The sequence below is a fragment of the Acholeplasma granularum ATCC 19168 genome (genome assembly GCF_000526235.1).
Lineage (GTDB): Bacteria > Bacillota_I > Bacilli_A > Acholeplasmatales > Acholeplasmataceae > Acholeplasma > Acholeplasma granularum.
Map to the genome: position 1 here is coordinate 46,693 of NZ_JAFR01000013.1, position 19,692 is coordinate 66,384.

At 30.0% G+C, this 19,692-nt stretch carries 18 protein-coding genes and 4 tRNA genes; 19 read left to right on the top strand and 3 right to left on the bottom strand.

Going from position 1 to position 19,692, the window contains the following annotated elements:
- Window positions 1–5: 5 nt before the first annotated feature.
- A tRNA-Trp gene (locus G324_RS0106270) sits at window positions 6–80 on the bottom strand.
- A 61-nt stretch (window positions 81–141) separates the two neighbouring features.
- The gene (locus tag G324_RS0106275) at window positions 142–1,221 is read right to left on the bottom strand and encodes a hypothetical protein (protein WP_025725535.1); all 1,080 of its coding nucleotides are present in this window, start codon (window positions 1,219–1,221) and stop codon (window positions 142–144) included.
- Window positions 1,222–1,352: 131 nt separating this feature from the next.
- Between G324_RS0106275 and G324_RS0106280 the strand changes: the two genes are divergently transcribed.
- From G324_RS0106280 to G324_RS08055, 7 genes are all read left to right on the top strand, one after another.
- Window positions 1,353–1,428: transfer RNA gene (locus G324_RS0106280), tRNA-His, on the top strand.
- Window positions 1,429–1,451: 23 nt separating this feature from the next.
- Window positions 1,452–1,526 (top strand) — tRNA-Gln (locus G324_RS0106285).
- Window positions 1,527–1,553: 27 nt separating this feature from the next.
- Window positions 1,554–1,638 (top strand) — tRNA-Leu (locus G324_RS0106290).
- 285 nt (window positions 1,639–1,923) lie between these two features.
- The gene (locus G324_RS0106295) at window positions 1,924–2,121 is read left to right on the top strand and encodes a helix-turn-helix transcriptional regulator (RefSeq protein WP_025725536.1); all 198 of its coding nucleotides are present in this window, start codon (window positions 1,924–1,926) and stop codon (window positions 2,119–2,121) included.
- A complete protein-coding gene (locus tag G324_RS0106300) occupies window positions 2,121–5,225 on the top strand; it encodes a type I restriction endonuclease (protein ID WP_025725537.1) in 3,105 nt (1,034 codons plus the stop codon). The genes G324_RS0106295 and G324_RS0106300 overlap by 1 nt, the downstream gene beginning before the upstream one ends.
- Before the next feature lie 12 nt (window positions 5,226–5,237).
- Window positions 5,238–6,899 (top strand): N-6 DNA methylase, encoded by a 1,662-nt coding sequence (locus tag G324_RS0106305; RefSeq protein ID WP_025725538.1) that lies wholly within the window; start codon window positions 5,238–5,240, stop codon window positions 6,897–6,899.
- Window positions 6,889–8,094: a restriction endonuclease subunit S gene (locus G324_RS08055; protein WP_025725539.1), complete on the top strand. Its 1,206-nt coding sequence runs from the start codon at window positions 6,889–6,891 to the stop codon at window positions 8,092–8,094. The genes G324_RS0106305 and G324_RS08055 overlap by 11 nt, the downstream gene beginning before the upstream one ends.
- A 459-nt stretch (window positions 8,095–8,553) precedes the next feature.
- Here G324_RS08055 and G324_RS08060 read toward each other — a convergent pair whose 3' ends face one another.
- Entirely contained in the window at window positions 8,554–8,733 is a 180-nt protein-coding gene (locus G324_RS08060) for a hypothetical protein (protein ID WP_162146963.1), read from the bottom strand.
- 435 nt (window positions 8,734–9,168) lie between these two features.
- Between G324_RS08060 and G324_RS0106315 the strand changes: the two genes are divergently transcribed.
- The 12 genes from G324_RS0106315 (at window position 9,169) to G324_RS0106375 (ending at window position 19,603) form a co-directional block, all read left to right on the top strand.
- Window positions 9,169–9,669, top strand: coding sequence for a hypothetical protein (locus G324_RS0106315; RefSeq protein ID WP_025725540.1), 501 nt, complete (start codon window positions 9,169–9,171; stop codon window positions 9,667–9,669).
- Window positions 9,670–10,018: 349 nt separating this feature from the next.
- The gene (locus G324_RS07900) at window positions 10,019–11,797 is read left to right on the top strand and encodes a DNA cytosine methyltransferase (RefSeq protein ID WP_025725541.1); all 1,779 of its coding nucleotides are present in this window, start codon (window positions 10,019–10,021) and stop codon (window positions 11,795–11,797) included.
- 1 nt (window position 11,798) lies between these two features.
- A complete protein-coding gene (locus G324_RS0106325; protein ID WP_025725542.1) occupies window positions 11,799–13,064 on the top strand; it encodes an HNH endonuclease in 1,266 nt (421 codons plus the stop codon).
- A 10-nt stretch (window positions 13,065–13,074) separates the two neighbouring features.
- Window positions 13,075–13,692 carry a hypothetical protein gene (locus G324_RS0106330; RefSeq protein WP_025725543.1) on the top strand — a complete coding sequence of 206 codons (618 nt, stop codon included), beginning with the start codon at window positions 13,075–13,077 and terminating at the stop codon, window positions 13,690–13,692.
- Window positions 13,693–13,710: 18 nt separating this feature from the next.
- On the top strand, window positions 13,711–14,241 hold the full coding sequence (locus G324_RS0106335) for a hypothetical protein (RefSeq protein ID WP_025725544.1): 531 nt from the start codon (window positions 13,711–13,713) through the stop codon (window positions 14,239–14,241).
- A gap of 388 nt (window positions 14,242–14,629) precedes the next feature.
- Window positions 14,630–15,607: a macro domain-containing protein gene (locus G324_RS0106345; protein ID WP_025725546.1), complete on the top strand. Its 978-nt coding sequence runs from the start codon at window positions 14,630–14,632 to the stop codon at window positions 15,605–15,607.
- 78 nt (window positions 15,608–15,685) lie between these two features.
- Entirely contained in the window at window positions 15,686–16,324 is a 639-nt protein-coding gene (locus G324_RS07470) for a vWA domain-containing protein (RefSeq protein WP_162146964.1), read from the top strand.
- A gap of 64 nt (window positions 16,325–16,388) precedes the next feature.
- Window positions 16,389–17,534 (top strand): ADP-ribosylglycohydrolase family protein, encoded by a 1,146-nt coding sequence (locus G324_RS07475; protein WP_025725548.1) that lies wholly within the window; start codon window positions 16,389–16,391, stop codon window positions 17,532–17,534.
- A gap of 420 nt (window positions 17,535–17,954) precedes the next feature.
- Window positions 17,955–18,443, top strand: coding sequence for a hypothetical protein (locus tag G324_RS0106360; protein WP_156921291.1), 489 nt, complete (start codon window positions 17,955–17,957; stop codon window positions 18,441–18,443).
- A gap of 1 nt (window position 18,444) precedes the next feature.
- Window positions 18,445–18,582, top strand: a complete 138-nt coding sequence (locus G324_RS08005; RefSeq protein ID WP_156921292.1) for a hypothetical protein — start codon at window positions 18,445–18,447, stop codon at window positions 18,580–18,582.
- Window positions 18,583–18,762, top strand: coding sequence for a hypothetical protein (locus G324_RS0106370; protein ID WP_025725550.1), 180 nt, complete (start codon window positions 18,583–18,585; stop codon window positions 18,760–18,762).
- A gap of 64 nt (window positions 18,763–18,826) precedes the next feature.
- Window positions 18,827–19,603, top strand: coding sequence for a MerR family transcriptional regulator (locus G324_RS0106375; protein WP_025725551.1), 777 nt, complete (start codon window positions 18,827–18,829; stop codon window positions 19,601–19,603).
- The last annotated feature ends 89 nt before the right edge of the window (window positions 19,604–19,692 follow it).

The window sequence follows — 19,692 nt, forward strand, 5'->3', positions numbered from 1 at the left end:
TTTTATGGCGAGGGCAGCAGGATTCGAACCCACACTAAAGGTTTTGGAGACCTGTGTGCTACCGTTGACACCATGCCCCCGTTCACGCAATAGATAGTATAACATAACTTAATTAACAATTCAATAAAGAAAAGAGCGATTTTATTTATCGCTCTTTGGTTCTGTATCACTAAATATTTGTTGATTTGACTTTAATGGTCTATGTGTTGGCATGATTTGTGGTTGTTGTGGTGTGTTATCATTATTACCACCATCTTTTTTGTTTCTGATTGCTTTCATAACACGTTTATGGAAGAACCAGAAATAAGGGATGATAACGATTAGTAGTGCATAGATACCATAAACTATAAAGTAGAAGTAAGTAAATTGACTAAAGTCTGCTGGATGGTATGTTAATACTAAGTTATAAGGGTTGTTTTCTTGTGTTGGTGTCATACCATCTAATAATTTAGAAAAGTTATAACTTTCTGGTGTAATGTTTAATGTTTCATCAAGTACCATTGGACTACCTTGATAAGTTTCTGTACCATCAGTGATTCTATAAATAAATGCTGGTTCTGTTTCTTGATCAAAGTGTGCATATAGATCAACTGCTAGAATGTGGTATTCATTTGTACCTTCTAGTGTTTTTTGAGCATCTGTGTAAAAATGTGGGTTAAATAGATAAGTTGTTAAAGGTACTCTTTGGTTTGAAATAAAACCGTCTGGAGAGGTGTAGATATTTAGGTATGGAGCATTGACTTCATTACCTTCTGTATCTTTACCATTTAATACAACTTTTGTTTTTTCTGGGTCATTGACATTGTATGCTGTTACTTCAATACTATAGTATAAAGCATCTTCTGAGTATGATTCTAATACTATATAGAAACCATCATAATATATATCTACGTTTGGATCTTTAATTAAACTAATAAATGGGTAAATACCTAGTTTTACTTGGTATTTAGCATCAATTTCTGTGTTATTTGTTGTATCATAGTATAATTGATCAGTAGAAGTTTTAATTTGGTCTTTAGAATAATATGTTTCAAGTGCTGCATTATAACGATCTAATCCTTCGAATGTTGTGTATGATTCATTATTCTTCATTGCATCGATTATGTGAGTACTTGCATACTCACTACGCATCATTCCTGTAACCCCCATTAAAGTAACTTCAACAAATCCTAATATGAGTAAAACAAATATAAAATAAAATATTCTTCCTATCCATTTCATCTGGCAAATACATCCTTTCATGATATATAATAACAAATAAAATATGAAACTTTACAAAAAACGTATTTTTACCGTATTTTAAACTTTACAAAACAAAAAATGTTGGTATAATAATACTTGCGCAAAGTATGGCGGTTGTGGCGAAGTGGTTAACGCATCGGCTTGTGGCGCCGACACTCGGGGGTTCAATTCCCCTCGGCCGCCCCATCTTGCGAAAATAAATAAAATGTAGGCCCATAGCCAAGCGGTAAGGCAACGGACTTTGACTCCGTCACTCGTAGGTTCAAATCCTGCTGGGCCTGCCATTTTTATAAAGAAAGTCCACTATCCATGCGGGTGTGGCGAAATTGGCAGACGCACTAGACTTAGGATCTAGCGCTTTACGGCATGCAGGTTCAAGTCCTGTCACCCGCACCAAGTTGATTTGAAATGGGTTGATACAATTTGTATCAGACCTTTTTTTATTTTGTAGGCAGAAAGGGAAAAAATACCTAACCGCCAGTTTTATATTGAACTATAGAGTCCTGTAATAGTCTAGATTTAGACTATCTATAGGTTTCTTTTTATTTTGTTAGTCAACTATTTAACGATTACCTTACTTTTTAACGATTTGAGAAATAAGATATTCCGTAATAAATAGACAATTTGACAAAAAAGTGCTATAATTTTGAATATATAGTTACATTTATAATGGAGGTAATTATGGATTACCAACGATTAGTGAAAAAATTAAGGAAAAAGTTAATATTGTCACAACAGGAACTAGCTGAGTTATTAGAGGTTTCTTTTTCATCAATTAATAGATGGGAGACTAGAAAACACGAGCCAACCATTAAAGTTAAAAGAAAAATAGTTGAGCTTTGTAAAGAAAATAATATTGATTTGGAGGGGAAAGAATAATGTTACATTTTAATGAAGATACAAGAGTAAAATTACCTGCAACCATTCAATTTTTAAGATTAGGTTATGAATATCAATCACTTAAAGGGGCTAGGATTGACTTTGAAACTAAGATCTTTATTGATAGATTTAAAACAAGTTTAGAAAGAATCAACAAGAGAGAAATATCTAACGATGAGTTGTTTGCTCTTTTAGCTGAAATTAACACTTTAATTAAGAATAATGATTTAGGTAAAGAGTTTTATAAGAGGTTGCTTTCTTCTGAATATCAAATCAAATTATTAGATTTCGAGGACTTCAGTAACAATGATTTTGCTGTTGTTAATGAACTACCTTTTAGTATTAAAGAAGGAACAGAAGAAGGCTCATTTAGACCAGATATTAATATTTTAATCAACGGTATGCCGTTAGCATTTTTGGAAGTTAAACATCCTAATAATAGTGGTGGTATTCAAGTTGAGTTTGAAAGAATGATTAATAAGAGATTGAAGAATGATGACTATAAAAAGTACTTCAATTTACTTCAACTTATCTCTTTTTCAAATAATATGGAATATGAAGATGCTGATGATGACATTGCTGATGAAGTTAAAGCAGGATCTTTTTATACGACTCCAAATGGACAAAGCACAACATTCTCTTTCTTTAGAGAAGATATAAAAGAATACCATTCCAAATACAAACTCAAAGAAATCGATGAAGCAACAGTAAAATTTGTGGTAAAAGACGGTGGTTATAATCCAGATGAAACAGATACACCGGAATTTAACACTAACCTTTCGGACCTTACTCCATGCAACAGATTTATAACTTCTCTGTTTGATAAAGAGAGATTACTCTATATGCTTCGTTATGGAGTCATGTTTTTGACTGAAATTAAGAAGGTTCACAATGCTTCAACTAACACTAATGAGGAAATTCCAATTAAGCAAAAGCATATTATGAGATATCCTCAGTTCTTTGCCACAAGAGCTATTATTAAGCGATTTGGAGAAGAAGATAAAAATGGTATTATTTGGCACACGCAAGGTTCAGGTAAAACAGCACTGTCAGCATATTCACTTAAAGTTATTACAGATTACTTTGCCAAAAAGAATGTTAACACTAGATTTTTCTTTGTTGTCGATAGACTTGATTTGATGACTCAAGCAACTACAGAGTTTACTAATAGAGGATTTACTGTAACTAGCGTTTCAAGTAAGACGGAATTTGCAAAAGAACTAAAGAAACCACTGGACGAAGATAATGATGGCATTGGTACAATTTGTGTAGTTAATATCCATAAATTAATGGAAGAATCAAAGATGCCAGTCATCGAGAATGTATATAATGTAAAAGTTCAAAGAATCTTCTTTGTCGATGAAGCTCACAGATCCTATAATATTCATGGAGAATTTTTTAAGAACTTAATGACTTGTGATTCCAATGGTATTTATATTGCCATGACAGGAACACCTTTATTAACTAAGAAAGAACGTTCTAATCTAAAATTTGGTGATTACATTCATAAGTATTTCTACGATAAGTCTATCGCAGATGGATATACATTAAGAATTAAAAAGGAACAAATCGACACAGCGGCAAAGGCTGAAATTAAAGAAAATCTTGATATTGAAAACCAAAACCTTGATAGCAAAGATGTTTATGAATCTGATGACTATATAGAAGGTGTTTCTAAGTATATTGAAAGAGACTTCAGACAATTTAGACTTGTTAATACTGACAATACTATCGGTGGAATGATTGTATGTCGTTCTAATGATCAAGCAAGAAAAATCAATGAATGGATTAAGAATCACAGTAAACTCACAAGTGGACTAGTAATGTCTGATAGCGAAAATAATGCGAATCAAAATGTACTAAACAAACAACATCAAATAAACTTCAGAGAAAGTGGTTTTCCTGATATTTTAGTTGTTCACTATATGCTTACAACTGGTTATGATGTTAAACGATTAAAGAAAATGTACCTATTAAGAGGTCCTCATGCACAAAGTTTACTTCAAACAATCTCTCGTGTTAATAGACCTTATAAGAGTCCAACAGGAAAAGTTTATCAATATGGATATATCGTAGACTTTGTTGATATAGAGAAAGAATATACAAATACTCTTGATGCTTATATTAAAGAACTTGAGGCTGACATAAATGAAGATGGAGATGATGAAGTTTCATTATCTGGTCTTGTAGTCGATAAAGAAGATATAAAGAGAAAACTCGATAAACTCCAAACTGAATTGAAACAATTTATACCAACTGATAATATTGAAATGTTCGTAAAGATGATGCAGTACTTCAACAAGGAAGCTTTAATAAAAATTAGAAAGCTTTTAACTGGAGTAAAAGACTGCTCTGTTGAATTCAAACTATCAAGAGCGGTAGAATATTCAAAACTTATTGATGATGATAAAGTTAATAAATACTTAAAAGCAGTTAATGACAGAATATCATTTATCAATTTATCAAGCAAGGTTATTGATACACTCGACATTATGAATAATGAAGAAGTAATCAAAGTGGTTTATGAGTTCATTAAGACAAGAATTACGATTCTCGAGTTAGGTAAATTCATGCTAAAAGAAGCTGACTTCGATAAAGTTAAAGATGTGCTTACTGAACTACAAAGAGAAGTTCAAAAGAATAAAAACAAGAAAGATATGAAGGTACAAAAACTTGAAGAATTACTTAAGAAGATATTTGATAAACTTCAAGTGTTTGACTATGCCACAATTGATGAATTGTCAGATGAGTTAAGAACAGCTCTTGAAGAAGCAAAAAGAATAAACGAAGAGAATGATAGACTATCTCAAGCTTATGGTGGTAGTTTTGCATTTGTTAAGACTTTAAGTGATGCTGTAATTGAAACTACTATTGATAGATCTGATATTGAAGCATTCCTCAAGATTATTTACGATAATATCAAAGATACTATATATGATGATGCTTTAATAATACAAGGCAAAAAAGGATTTATTGATGCTACAAAAGTAAAAATAACTGTAATATTAATTAAAGAAAAATTATTCAAAAAAGTTAAAGATTCCTATGACGATCTTCTAGAAATGTTATATGTGAACTTACTTCTTTATAAAGAGAGCATTTAGGGGGGGACAAATATGCCAAATTATGTAGAATTAGAAAAAAATATAAAATCTATTATTGATGACTTACAAGGGTTATGTTCAACTAATGGATTATCCAATACTGCTTATGAAGAAGTAGTAGTTACTTCCGTTTTTCTTTATAAGTTTTTAAATGATAAGTTCATGGCCAATCTAAGAAAGTTCTGTAAAGATACAGGATTAGACTATCAAGCTGTGATAAAAAATGAAGATGATATGCTTGATGCTTTTTATGCTGCTTATCCACAAGATGTAGCATTCAAATACGAAGATACAATTGATTATTTAGTACAGCACATTAAAGATGATAATTTCTATAATCAATTGGATAAGACATTAGTCAGAATTTCTAATTACAAGGAAAACCAATCTTTTAGTGTTGAAACAGCTGGTGGTGAAAAGAAACCACTATTCACTGAGATTTGTGATAAGGTTGAAGTTTCAAAAAGAAATGCATTTGCGAGAAATGTATTTTCATATATCACCAGAGATAGATTTGATTTTGGTGAAACAATTGAAGGAAACTATGACTTCTTCAGTACAATTTTTGAATATTTGATTCAAAACTATAATGTAGCTAGTGGAACATATGCTGAGTACTTCACTCCACAAGCATTATCAAGTGCTATTGCTAAAATATTAGTGCATATGTCACCAGTCGAAGATAAGATTTATGAAATTTACGATCCATCAGCGGGTTCTGGTTCCTTAGTCCTTCATTTAGCAAATGAACTTGGAGATGGGAAGTTTGGTAATAAAGCTAGAGTTTTCACACAAGACATATCACAAAAATCATCAAGATTCTTAAGAATAAATATGCTCCTAAATGGATTGAAAGAATCACTTGAAAACATTATTGAGGGTGACACATTAGAAACTCCTGCTCACTACAAAATTAAAGGTGATGACACTTCAGGATTAAAGAAGTTTGACTTCATAACATCTAATCCTCCTTTTAAAACAGACTTCTCATCCACTAGAGATAAAATTGAAACTAAGTGGGAGAAAACTACTAGATTCTTTGCAGGAGTACCTAAAATTCCTAATTCTAAGAAAGAATCTATGGCTATTTATCTCTGTTTTATTCAACACATCTTATACTCACTAAAGGATGGTGGTAAAGCTGCAATTGTTGTTCCTACTGGCTTTATTACAGCTCAAACAGGTATTGAAAAAACGATTAGACAAAATATTATTGATAACAAGTGGCTACGTGGAGTTATTTCTATGCCTTCTAATATTTTTGCTAATACAGGGACAAATGTATCAGTATTATTTATTGATAAATCTAACAGGAATGATGAAGTATTATTAATGGATGCATCTAAACTTGGTGAAAAAGTTAAAGTAGGAAAGAATCAAAAAACAGTATTATCAAAAGTAGAATTGGAAAGAATAATTAATAGTTTTGTCGAACATAAAGTTGAAGAAGATTTTTCTATATCAGTAACGTATAAGCAAATCAAAGACAAAAATTATTCATTTAGTGCTGGACAATATTTTGATGTTAAAATTGAGTATATTGAATTATCTGCAGAATTATTTGAAGAGAAAATGAAATCATATAAATCTAATCTTACAGCATTATTTTCTGAAGGTAAAACTTTAGAGGAAGAGATCAAGAATAAACTTAGGGATTTGAACTATGAAGACTAAATTAATCGAATATAAACTATCTGACTTATATGAGATGAGTTCTGGGATTAGTACTAAACCCGAACAAGCAGGACATGGTTATCCATTTTTTTCTTTTAGTACAATCTTTAATAATGCAGTTCTCCCTGAAGAAATAACTGATTTTATGGATACATCAGATAAAGAAAGAGAAACTTATTCAGTTAGAAAAGGAGATATTTTAATAACGAGAACAAGTGAAACAATTGATGAGTTAGCTATGAGTAGTGTTGCTTTAAAAGACTATCCAAATGCAACGTTCAGCGGATTTGCAAAAAGACTAAGACCAATCAAAAATAATATAACGTACCCAAAATTCATGGCCTATTTCATGAGGTCAGAATATTTTAGAAAAATTATTAATTGTAAGGCAACAATGACCTTAAGAGCAAGTTTTAATGAAGAGATTTTTTCGTATATAAAAATAATGATTCCAGATTATAATGATCAAGTTAAAATAGGCGATTTATTTTATACTATTGAAAAGAAAATCAGAAATAACAATAAGATTTACACAGAGTTAGAGTCATTTACAAAAACATTATATGATTATTGGTTTCTTCAATTTGAATTTCCTAATGATAATGATAAACCTTATAAATCCTTAGGAGGGAGAATGGTTTGGAATGAAGAACTTAAAAGAGAAATCCCCGAAGGATGGACAGAATCAACCTTATCCGAAATATCAAATATGTATCAGCCGAATACATTTGATGCAAAATTATTAGAAGATGATGGGAAATATAGAGTTTATGGTGCTGGAGGATACATGGGACAATATCATGATTTTAACCATAAAGAATCAGAAATATTTATATCCTGTAGGGGGAGTTGTGGTAATATTTATAGATCAATGCCATTTTCATTAATTACAGGGAATGCTATGATTGTGCATCCTAATAACATCTATTTATTTGAATACCTATATTTGACATTACAAAGAATTGGAGTGAAAAATTGCATTACTGGTTCTGTTCAACCACAAATTACAAGAACTTCTTTAAATGATTGGAAATTAGTAGTTCCTAGTGAAAAAGTTGTTAGACATTTCAAAAGTATTGTAGAGCCGATATTTAAAAAGCAAGAAACTATTATAGAGGAGAATAGCAAACTAAATTCGCTGAGAGATTTTCTATTACCTATGCTGATGAATGGTCAAATATCATTTAATAAATAAAAGAAAAAGCGACTTAGCTCAATTACGAGTTAGGTCGCTATTTTTATTCCTCAATAAATAATTCCGGAATATTAATATATATTTCAGGTGTTTCATTTTTTGTACTCTCATCAGAACAGTTAAGAAGAAGTTTTTTTCTTAGCACAAATGGTACCAGTTCAGAAAGTACTATGTAGACCTCGATTAATTAAAGGTGCGTAAAACTAGTCAAGGGTGCGTGATTTACCATCAAGGGTGCCTAAATTTTGCTAGGGGTGCGCTGTTGTATCGTTAATGGTTGACTAACCCATAGAAATCATGAATCGATAAGTAAAAACCACCAAATATCACATAAAAATGCCCTATTAAGGGCATTTTTTTAATAATATAAGTCTATCAAGAGAGCTTGGCAGCTTTTGAGATAGACTTTTTCTTTGCAAAAAATTGAGATTAAAATTTATGGTAACACGGAGTTGAACTTCAAATGTAAATGGAGTAAGAAACTCTAGTTAATTTATAACCTGGTTTTAATAAAACACTTGAATCAACAATCTTTAAATTAAAATCATCATTATCAATAATATTTAATTTTAATGTGTAGTTATCAATTGTATTCATATTCACGTTACTAAATACATGTTTTACATTTTCAATATCCATGTCAACGTGAAAGTTCTTAATTAGTTTTGTAAGATTAGAAACTTTCTTTTTAGCAGATAACAATTTTGTTTTATAAGTAAGAACATCAATTTTATTATCGTTATTATCTTGTAGTACTAAATCAGATTTAGAAATATGATCATTTAGATAAGTACCTATTTCGTTAAGAATTAGTTACTGAGATTCTTTAATTTTACTTACTGCATCCATAAGCAGTAACATAAGATTTTTAACCCTAATCATCATTCGATTTTTCTAGGCTTTGTTATAACAAAATAGTGTTGGTATTTCATACATTCTTTTTGGTATCAGTTCAAAGAAACAAAGAAGATACGTACAGAATGTAATAAAAATGTAGTGTGAAATGAAAATATTCCTTTGAAATGTGTGATGTCATGTAGTATAATCGCTTTAACAAAACAGGGAGATTTTAAGATGAGTCATGACAATCATAACTTCAAAGAAAAGTTAATCATTTCAGCAACTAACTTCGCAAGAGAAAAAACAAATGTAGATCCAGGACTATGGGTATTTATAAACAATGGAAATATCTTTAAATCAATTAATCATTCTGGACTTTTTGAAAAAGATACCTTTGTTATTAGATATAACCGTGATTGGATAAATATTGCCAGTGAAGAACAAATCATTAAGACTGCATTTCATGAAACATTCCACGCAGTTCAACAACAAGCCCTCGTTGGAAGAAGACTAGGACTCAAGTCAGATATCTTTACTGAAGATGAATTAGACACATTAGAACACGAATTTAAAGATGAAAACTATGATGATTCAGTTGATACCTGGCATACCCACTTAAGTGAACTACAAGCAGAAACCTTTGCAGCATATTTATTTGAACGTTATAAGAAAGATTTAGAAAAACACGAAGAACTAGTCACAAAGTATTATAAAAGGTTTATAAACGAAGAATAGCATGATTAACGGCTTTACCTTTAAAAACGGCTTTGAATACTTGAATACATATATGTAAATCTTCATCATCAGGCTATCATAAAAGGGTATTTTATGATACAATTTATAATATCAATAATGTACGTTTATGAAATCTTAAATGAGTAAATAGATACCCTTTTTAACTAGTTAAAGGATTGGGGAAATAGTGGAAATTTTTGGAAGTTTTACTTTTAATAATATTTGTAAACGTTTTTAATCGCTACAATCAAAAATATAAATTAATGTTCTATTTATCTTGATAATACGAGTGTAAATGATATAATATGAGGGAGTGGTAATTCATCCCTCAAGAATAGGAGAATGAAAAGTGGAATTTAAAATCCTTGATTTATTCTGTGGTGCTGGCGGTTTCTCGTATGGACTAGATAAGAATAAAAATTTTAAAACTGTATTAGGGTTAGATTATGATACAAATGCAATTAATACTTTTAATAAAAATATTGAAGGAGCAGTTGGAATAGTAGGAGATATAACAGACGAAAAGGTTAAAAAACATATAGTTGAGAAATCCAAGAAATTGGGAGTAAACATGATCATTGGAGGACCACCTTGTCAAGGATTCAGTCTGAAAGGAAAACAACTTGGACTCGATGATCCAAGAAACTTCCTATTTTTAGAATATATAAAGATTGTTTCTGAAATAAAACCTGAAGTTTTTATTATTGAAAATGTTAGAAATTTACTAAATGCATCTGATGGCTACTTTTTAAATCAAATTAAGGAAAAATTTACGAAGATAGGTTACATTTTAAATACAGGATTTATTAATGCAAAAGACTTTGGTGTTCCCCAAAATAGGGAAAGAGCTATAATTATTGGATCATTAAGTAGAAGTGTTCCATTGCCTACAGGTAAGTCTAATGAAATCATTACTGTCAGAGATGCGATATCTGATTTATGGTACTTAAATTCTGGGGAAGGATTAGATGCTTCAGATTACATTAACAAGCCACAATCAGAATATCAAAGTATGCTTCGTGGAGAAAAGGTTTATAACCATAAAGCTACAAACCATAGTGATTTAGCACTTGAAAAACTAAAAATGGTACCACCAGAAGGAGATAAGTCATCAATACCGGTAGAACTACACGGTAAACAAAAATTTGCAACAACTTGGTCTAGATTAAAATGGGATGAAGTAAGCCCAACAATAGATACAAGATTTGATACTCCATCAAATGGGAGAAACTCGCATCCTGTGTTACATAGGGCGATAACTCCTAGAGAAGCAGCGAGAATACAAAGTTTTGACGATGATTTTATATTCACAGGACCAAAAACGAGTGTGTGTAGACAAATAGGAAATGCAGTCCCACCTCTGATGGCTAAAGCAATAGGGGAAACCATAAGCAATGCATATATGGATAAAAGGGTTGAAAAAGAAGATTATAGTGCCTATTTGGCAGATTCGTTTGTATTTGTAAAAGAGTTAAAAAAAAACAATATTAAAGTGAATCACATAATTACAGATCCACCGTACAACATTTCTAAAGATAATAATTTCACGACAATGTCGTCACCAAGAAAGGGTGTAGATTTTGGTGATTGGGATAAGAAATTCGATTTATTTGGATGGATTAAAGACTATGTTGAAATTTTAGATAAAAACGGATCAATTATAATATTTTGCTCTTACCTTTACATAAGTTATATAATTGATGAATTAAAAGAAGTAGGAATTGATGTTAAAGATGTATTGGTCTGGAAAAAGTCAAATCCAATGCCTCGAAATATAAATAGACGATATGTTCAAGATATGGAATTTGCAATATGGGGGGTTAAAAAAGGTGCTAAGTGGGCTTTTAACAAGCCAAACAATGTTCCGTATTTAAGATCGGTATTTGAGACATCTTTAGTTTCAGGAAAAGAAAAGACTGAACACCCAACTCAAAAAAGTTTAAAACTAATGAAAGAGATTATTGAAATACATACAAACAAAAAAGATTTAATACTGGACCCTTTTATGGGAAGCGCATCAACAGGAGTGGCGTCTTTAGAATTAGGTAGAAAATTTATTGGTATAGAATCTGAGCATAAATACTTTCAGATAGCAATAAAAAGACTTGAAAATTCGAGAGGAGAATAAAATGATTAAAGTAAGTGAGTTGTTAAAAAATGAAATTCATCCATTAATACATGGCGCATTAATAAGCAGAATTATAGTTTCAAACGATGATAAGTATTTTGCTGCTGTATCTTCATATCAAAAATCTACTAAATTAGACGAAGATGAATTTGATTTTGATTTATATACTGATAAATATGTTGATACTCTTAATGAATTGACAAATACTAAAACATGGATTAGTTTAGATAGTTATAATAGACACTTTAGATTTTGTAATTTCTCTTTTCGAGGCAAGGAAAAAGCAATATTTATCATTGATAATGACTTAAATATATCTAAAGATAGCTTCTATAATCAGCTTTATGCAAAGCTATTTAACGAATGTGAATATATTCAAGAGGATTCATTAAATGAACAAAAAAAGAATTTCATTCGTGGATTTTGTGAGTTAAGGGGAAGTATAGATACCAATAGACCCTTGTTGGCGATGGATTATTTTTATGATTCTATTTTTGAACTTGGTAAAGCTAGATTGTTAAATGAATATTTTTCCGTTCCTTACTACATAATTAATATTAATTTTCGTGATTTACAAAATGATTTTGTTAATTCTATAAATAGGCGGAACACCCAGTTAAGATTGCAATTAAATTGGTATGTGAATAACATTGGTCTTATAAATGATTATAAAACTAAAATTATTGAAAAAGTTTATCATATATACGGTAACGGTAAAATAGGAGCAATAAACTATATTTCCATGCCAACGATTGAATCTAGAGGGTCTAATTTATTTATTCAAAGACTTAGTCATTTTAGTACAAAAATATTTGGAAAAGTACTGTCTGAAAAAGACATTGAAAAGTTGAGAAATGAATTAGGATTTAATATAGAAACTCAAGAAATTGATGTTGTTAAGCGTAACAAAGATATTGTAGAGCTAGTAAGACTCTTTACTCCAGATGTTTGTGCGGGATGTCAAAATGAATTTGAATTAGATAACAGGACATTTGTCCACAGGAGAACAGGCAGACCATATTTCGAAATTCACCACAATATTTCTTTTGCAAATAAAATAGAATTAGATCATGAAGATAACCTGGTTAAATTATGCCCTGTTTGTCATACTTGTATAAAAAGTGGTGTAGGTATGCCAAACGATCAAAAACATATAATTGAAAATATTTTAATTTCCCGGCCACATGTAAAAGATTTTGCTTCTCATTTTTTTAACACAAATCAAAATCATGAATTAATAAATAATATTTATAGAAGTTTAAGGTAGGTATTGTAATATGGTTATTTCAGGAAATTTTAATACAACAAGTAAAGAAATAAAAATAGTTGAAAGTTTGCTAATACAAGCGGGAATCGAGTATGAATATGTTAAAAAGAGTATCAACCAAGATGATGAAGATATATTGGTTAAATTGCAAAATGAAATTGTAGTTAAAACCATTGAAGTCAAAGAGGAATCATTAGCAAGAATCAAAAAATATAATGATTTAGGTATTGATTATTTGTCGGCCTTCTATTTTATTAATCCAAGAGATGAATACATTTGGAAGGGGGCACCAAAAAAACCGCACCAAATTGATGAATTTGAAAGTAAAATCAATATAGTAAAACCCGGGAAAATATATTATTCAAAGGCCGCAATATGGCTGTTTTATGCCACAAATGGTGATGAAATCTTCTTTGCTGATTGGTTTTTAGGCAAAGATATGACATCTGATGTCTTTATAGAATATTTGAGAAATAATTGTCTATTTGCAGTGAATAACAAACCAGCTACTCAATTATCACACAGGGATAATCATCAATCTGCAACTTTTTTTATTAATAGAGATGACCCAATACTAATGCAACTAAAACAAAGTATATATTCTATTTTTGATTATGAAAATAATTAGTGAAGGAGAGATTTCTAAATGAAGTATAATTTTTTAAAAATTGATAAAGGATTAATTGAAATTGCTAAAATCGAAGCAAAAAAAAGAATGGAGTTTGGATTTAGGGATGATAATCAGGGTCTAGATTATAAATATAATATGATTTTGATATCATGCATAGGAGAGTTGGTTTATCAAAAGTTTTTATTAGAAAAAAAGATAGACTTTTCATTTACTGATTTAGACTTTAAGGGAAGAGTCATTATTGTAAATAACAAGTATATAGAAATTAGTACAAGTGGTTATAACATAGATTTTTCTAGATTGAATCTTTTATATAATGATAAGCAGTATGAACAAACAAAAGGGATTGATGTTGTTGTTCAGATATTTATAAATGGTTATAATTACAAATCATTCGAGTTTAATGATGGTTTATGTAATACTGGTGTAATTGCTGGATATATCGATTTTACTGATATAAAAAAATACCCTGTAATTCCCAACAGAAGACGACCAAATCATGTAGTCTCACTCGATAATCTAAAACCAGTTACGGATTTATTATAAGAGTGTGTGATTATTAATGAAAATTACTGCCAAAATTGATTTTACTTTTAATAGTAAAAAATGTACATTTATTAGAGTAGAACCAGAGAATCTGTCAATTACAATTAAAGAGATTCTTTTTGAGTTGGCACAATTTTCGTGGCTATCAAAAATTTCAAAAGAACCAATAAGGAATTCATTCAAAATCAGGGCTGATAAAACAGTTGAAAAAATTAACTGAACAATTATTATTGTAACGTCTTTCTATTATAGATATTAGATAGTTTGGATTGATTACAATTAATTAGACACAATTAGAATAGACATGTTAAAATTGAATTAATAGTTTATACTTTTTGAACCTATTTTTGAATAAATATTAACAAGGTCTTAAATGAGGTACATCTTAATGGCGGTTAAATATATTCTAAACAATATAACCAAATTAAAAGTTGATGCAATTGTTAATACAACGAATGCATCTTTAAATGGTTCTGGTGGTGTAGATTATGCAATTCATAAGGCTGCAGGTGAGTTACTTTATCAATTAACTAGTAACTTAGAAAAACTAGAAACGAGTAAGGCTTTAATTACGCCTGCTTTTAATTTGCCATGCAAATATATTATCCATACTGTAGGACCTATATATATAGATGGAAAATATAATGAGGTTCAACTTTTATACCAAACTTATCAAAATGTATTGAAACTAGCATTAGAGAATGATGTAAAGACAATTGCCTTTCCTTTAATTTCAGCAGGTTCACATCGCTTTCCAAAGCAACTAGCTATAGAGGTTGCAACAGTTGCAATCAATGAGTTTTTAGAAACACATGACATGAAAGTTTATATGGTTTTATTTAACAAAGATACATATGATCAAGTTATAGATTCAAAATATAATAACGTCTTAAAATATATTGTTAAAAACTTTGTTGATGAAGAAATTAATCAACTAAGAACTGAATTTAAAAGTAGCACCTTAGAAACTCCAAAGAAAGTATATAAAGAACATTCTAAATCATATATTGATACTGCTCCCACATTAGTCAATATCAAAGAAAACTTTGCTGACCGACTTGCAAAGATTATGTATGATAATAATTTAAGAAACAAAGATGTTTATTATCATGCTAACATTGATAAAAAACTTTTTTCTAAAATTTATAGTGGCAACCACCCAAGTAAGAAAACAGCAATCTTAATTACACTCGCACTTAAACTTAATCTAGATGATTCATTAGACTTACTCGGACGAGCAGGTTACACATTATCACCCTCAATAAAAGAGGATTTAGTGGTAAAGTGGCACATAGAAAATAATCTACATTCAGTCTATGATGTGTGTGAAACACTACTTAACATGAATTTAAAATCAATTTTATAATTAGTCGCTTTTACTACGACCACTTCAATACTATAAATCATTATAATGAACCTATAAAACATAGGAGGATACTAAGTTATGAGAAATGATTTAATTGAAGTGGTTTTTATTTTAGATAAAAGTGGTTCTATGAATGGACTTGAGAAAGATACCATTGGCGGTTATAACAAGTTATTAGAAGAACAAAAGTTGTTACCTGGAGATGTAACTGTCTCAACAGTACTATTTAATGATGCTATTGAGGTTATACATGATAGAGTCAGCATAAAAGAAGTTAATGCTATAACTGAAAATGAGTATTATGTAGGAGGGTTTACTGCTTTATATGATGCAGTTGGTCAATCTATTGACTATATTGGTAAACAATTATTTGAAACTGATGAAAATTCACGTCCATCTAAAGTAATGATTGTTATTGTCACTGATGGTATGGAAAATGCATCACGGAAATATTCACACACAATGATTAAAAAAATGATAGATCACCAGAAAACAAAGTACAGTTGGGATTTCATTTTCTTAGGTGCAAACTTTGATGCAGAAACATTTTCTGAATCAATATCGATTGATAAGGATAGAGCTGTACAGTATGTAAATGATAAAGAAGGTATAGAATCTATTTATGTTAACTTGAGTGAGGAACTTGCAACAAGAAGATTTCCTATTGAAAATGAAAAAAGTGACACTTGGAAAAAAGGTATTAAAAAAGGTAAATGACGTAGCTGGTTAAGGGTTAGTAGTGATACGTATAGTACAATTAAATAGATGAGGGGTATAAATAATGATAGGTGCAATACTAGGAGATATTATTGGTTCAATCTATGAGTTTGAACCAAAAAAAGAAAAAGACTTTCAATTGTTCTGGGACTTTAATGAAATTACTGATGATGGTTTGTTAACCATGGCAGTTTTTTCTGCACTAGAAAAATCTGCAGACAATTATGATAAATTAGGTATTACAGTAGCTAAAGAATTAATTAAATATTTTGCTAATTATCCAATGCCTATGGGTGGTTATGGGTCGATGTTTTCAAATTGGGCAACAGAGTCCCTTAAGTCCTATAGCGTTTTACCAGCTTACAATAGTTTCGGTAATGGAGCTGCAATGAGAATTAGTCCGGTTGCATATTTTGCTAAGAGTTTAGAATCTTGTATAGATTTAGCTAGAAAAGTAACTGAAGTAACACATAATCATCCTGAAGGCATAAAAGGTGCAGAAGCTGTAGCTGTTACAGTTTATATGGCACTTAATGGTCATAATAAAAGCGAAATTTATGAGTACATTAATAAAAACTACTATCGACTAAATGAAACATGCAATGAAATAAGAAAGTATTACAGATTTGAGGGTTCATGTCAAAAAACTGTACCTCAAAGTATTCAAGCATTTTTAGAATCAGCATCTTTTGAAGATGCTGTAAGGATTGCTATATCCCTTGGTGGTGATGCAGATACCATGGCTGCAATTACAGGCTCAATTGCTGAAGCGTATTATGGTATACCATCAAGTATAGAGTCTAAAGCATTTGATCATGTTGATGATAAAAACAAGGAATTAGTTCGTAGAATGCTTCATTTGAGAAATAGCGTTGTGAAAAGGTATTTAGAAAGTGAAACATCAAAATATGAAACAGACCTTATACATTATAGAACAACAGGATCAGATATGGATGGTTTTCCAGATAAACATCAACGATATCTCTCTTTAAAATACAAAGGCATATTTTATGAATGTAGTGACAATAAATTCCTAAATGCAACAGACACAAGTGGTAATACTAAAAGAATGAATCAACAAGAATTTATGTTCTTTATTGATGAGATTAGACATTATTTACATAATCAGTTTAAACATGAAATATTAAGTGTTGCCGATTTTTATGATGAAATTTTTCTTGAGATTTCACAGAATTACTGGAGGGAATAATTCAATGAGTATAACCCAGAAGACTTCTCTAAAGTATTAGATAATTTTCAAGAACAAAGAAATAGAATTATTGAAATTATAGGTCTTGATTTGATAGTTTCTGATCATTATGGTAGATGTTTGCTTTTTAATGAGAATATTAAATATGATACACCAGATGAAGACATTACTAAAATCTATAAGCAATTCTAACAGAATCTTATAGAAATAGAATTAAAGTACAGTGAATTTGGTCTGTCATTAAATAGTGCACACTTCACAGATATTGAATTAACTAGGTATTTAAACTATCCTATAAAGGTGTTTGAAAAGCATTTAGGATTAGAGGATATTTAGATCAGCATATTAAAATACAAACACAATACAATCGTGCAATCTAAAATTTTAATCACCTAGAAAAAATATCTTAAACCATATTATATGAATAAAAATAGGGAATTAACTTTTAAGTTTTTAGACAGTTTTATTACATCAACAACATCAGTTGATGAAATGGTTGAGACTCTAAGACGGTATGATCGCATCAACAGAAGAGTAAACCTGATTTTAAAAATATGTTATAAAAGCATGAATCAAGTAGTTCCTATACCAATTAATCTAGATCCTGAAAGTACAATTTATAATTACTCTTTATTCTCGAAAGGGATTACAGTTCATACAGGAAAATCAACATTAATTGGAATAATTAGTAAAGCAATTGCATTTGAAAATAGGTTTGTAGCTGTTATTGACGAGATGAAAATTATTGATAAATATGATATAAAGTATGAGGACAAAACAAGATTGTATTTTGGTGGTACGGGTAGTGTATTCAATATAAATGATTCATTTGAAACAATTAAAAGTGAGTTAACTAATATGGACAGATGGAAGAAATTTAAAAAGAAAAATAAAACGAAAGGAGAATAAAATGGCAACATCAAACACGTTTCACTTTGAAGGTGGAGAGTATCTTACAAAAATGGGGGTTGCATGGTTTGTTTCTTATAAATACCATCAAGTAATTGATAAGAATCATATGAATTGGAATAATGAAAAATACAGTTAATTGTCAATAACATCAAGAATCAATAATTTTGATAGAACTAGCGAATATCATTATTTTTGGCTTACAAAAGTACTTGATATGCAACAATTAGATAAACATAAAAACTTTTGTGGCTTAGAATCATCAGAAATAATTAAAATGGCAGCCACAATAATTGTTAAATTATTAGATAAAAAGTAAATATAAATAAATATCTTGACATTGACGCAGCGTAAAGGTTTATAATAAAGCTGGTGGTGGTTAAATGGCATATAAAATAAGTGAACTAGCCAAGCTAGCAGGCATTAGTTCAAGAACATTAAGATATTATGATGAAATAGGGTTACTAAAAGCTATACGTATTAAGGATTCTAATTACCGTGTTTATACAGATAAAGAAGTCAATAAGCTGCAGCATATCTTAATCCTTAAAACAATGGGGTTTGATTTAGAACGCATAGAAATCATGTTAAAAGATATCAATGAATCTAAACGTTTGAAAATGTTAGAAAATCATTTAAACTTATTACATAGTAAAAAGAATCAAATAGAGACTATTATTCATAATGTAGAGACAACCATCCGATCAATGAAAGGAGAAGTCACAATGAATGACAATGATAAGTTTGAAGGTTTAAAGGATCAAATGATTACTGAAAATGAAACGAACTATAAAGATGAAGTTGTAAATCGCTGGGGTATTGATGCTTATGAAGCATCAAAGAAAGCATTTAAGAACTTTTCTAAGGGTGACTTTGATGAGTTTAATAAATTAGCATCCAGTCTTATAGAAATACTTATTGTATTAAAGAATGATTCATCTCATAAAGAACTAAGAAAAAAAGCTTATGTTACCCACAAAGAATGGCTTACAAAGGCATGGAATGGTAAATATGATAGTGAGGCACATTTTAATTTAGTAGATATGTATGTAAATGATCCACGCTTTAAAAAGTATTATGATCAACATGGAGTAGGGCTTGCTGAATTACTTAAAGAAGTCGTACAAGAAGAAATAATTCTAAACATCAAACAAAAATAATGATACTGTTAACTAAATTTGAATAGATATTTAAATTTAGGTATAATGCAGATACTATAAGAAGAACCGTCTTTTTGAAAGGCGGTTCT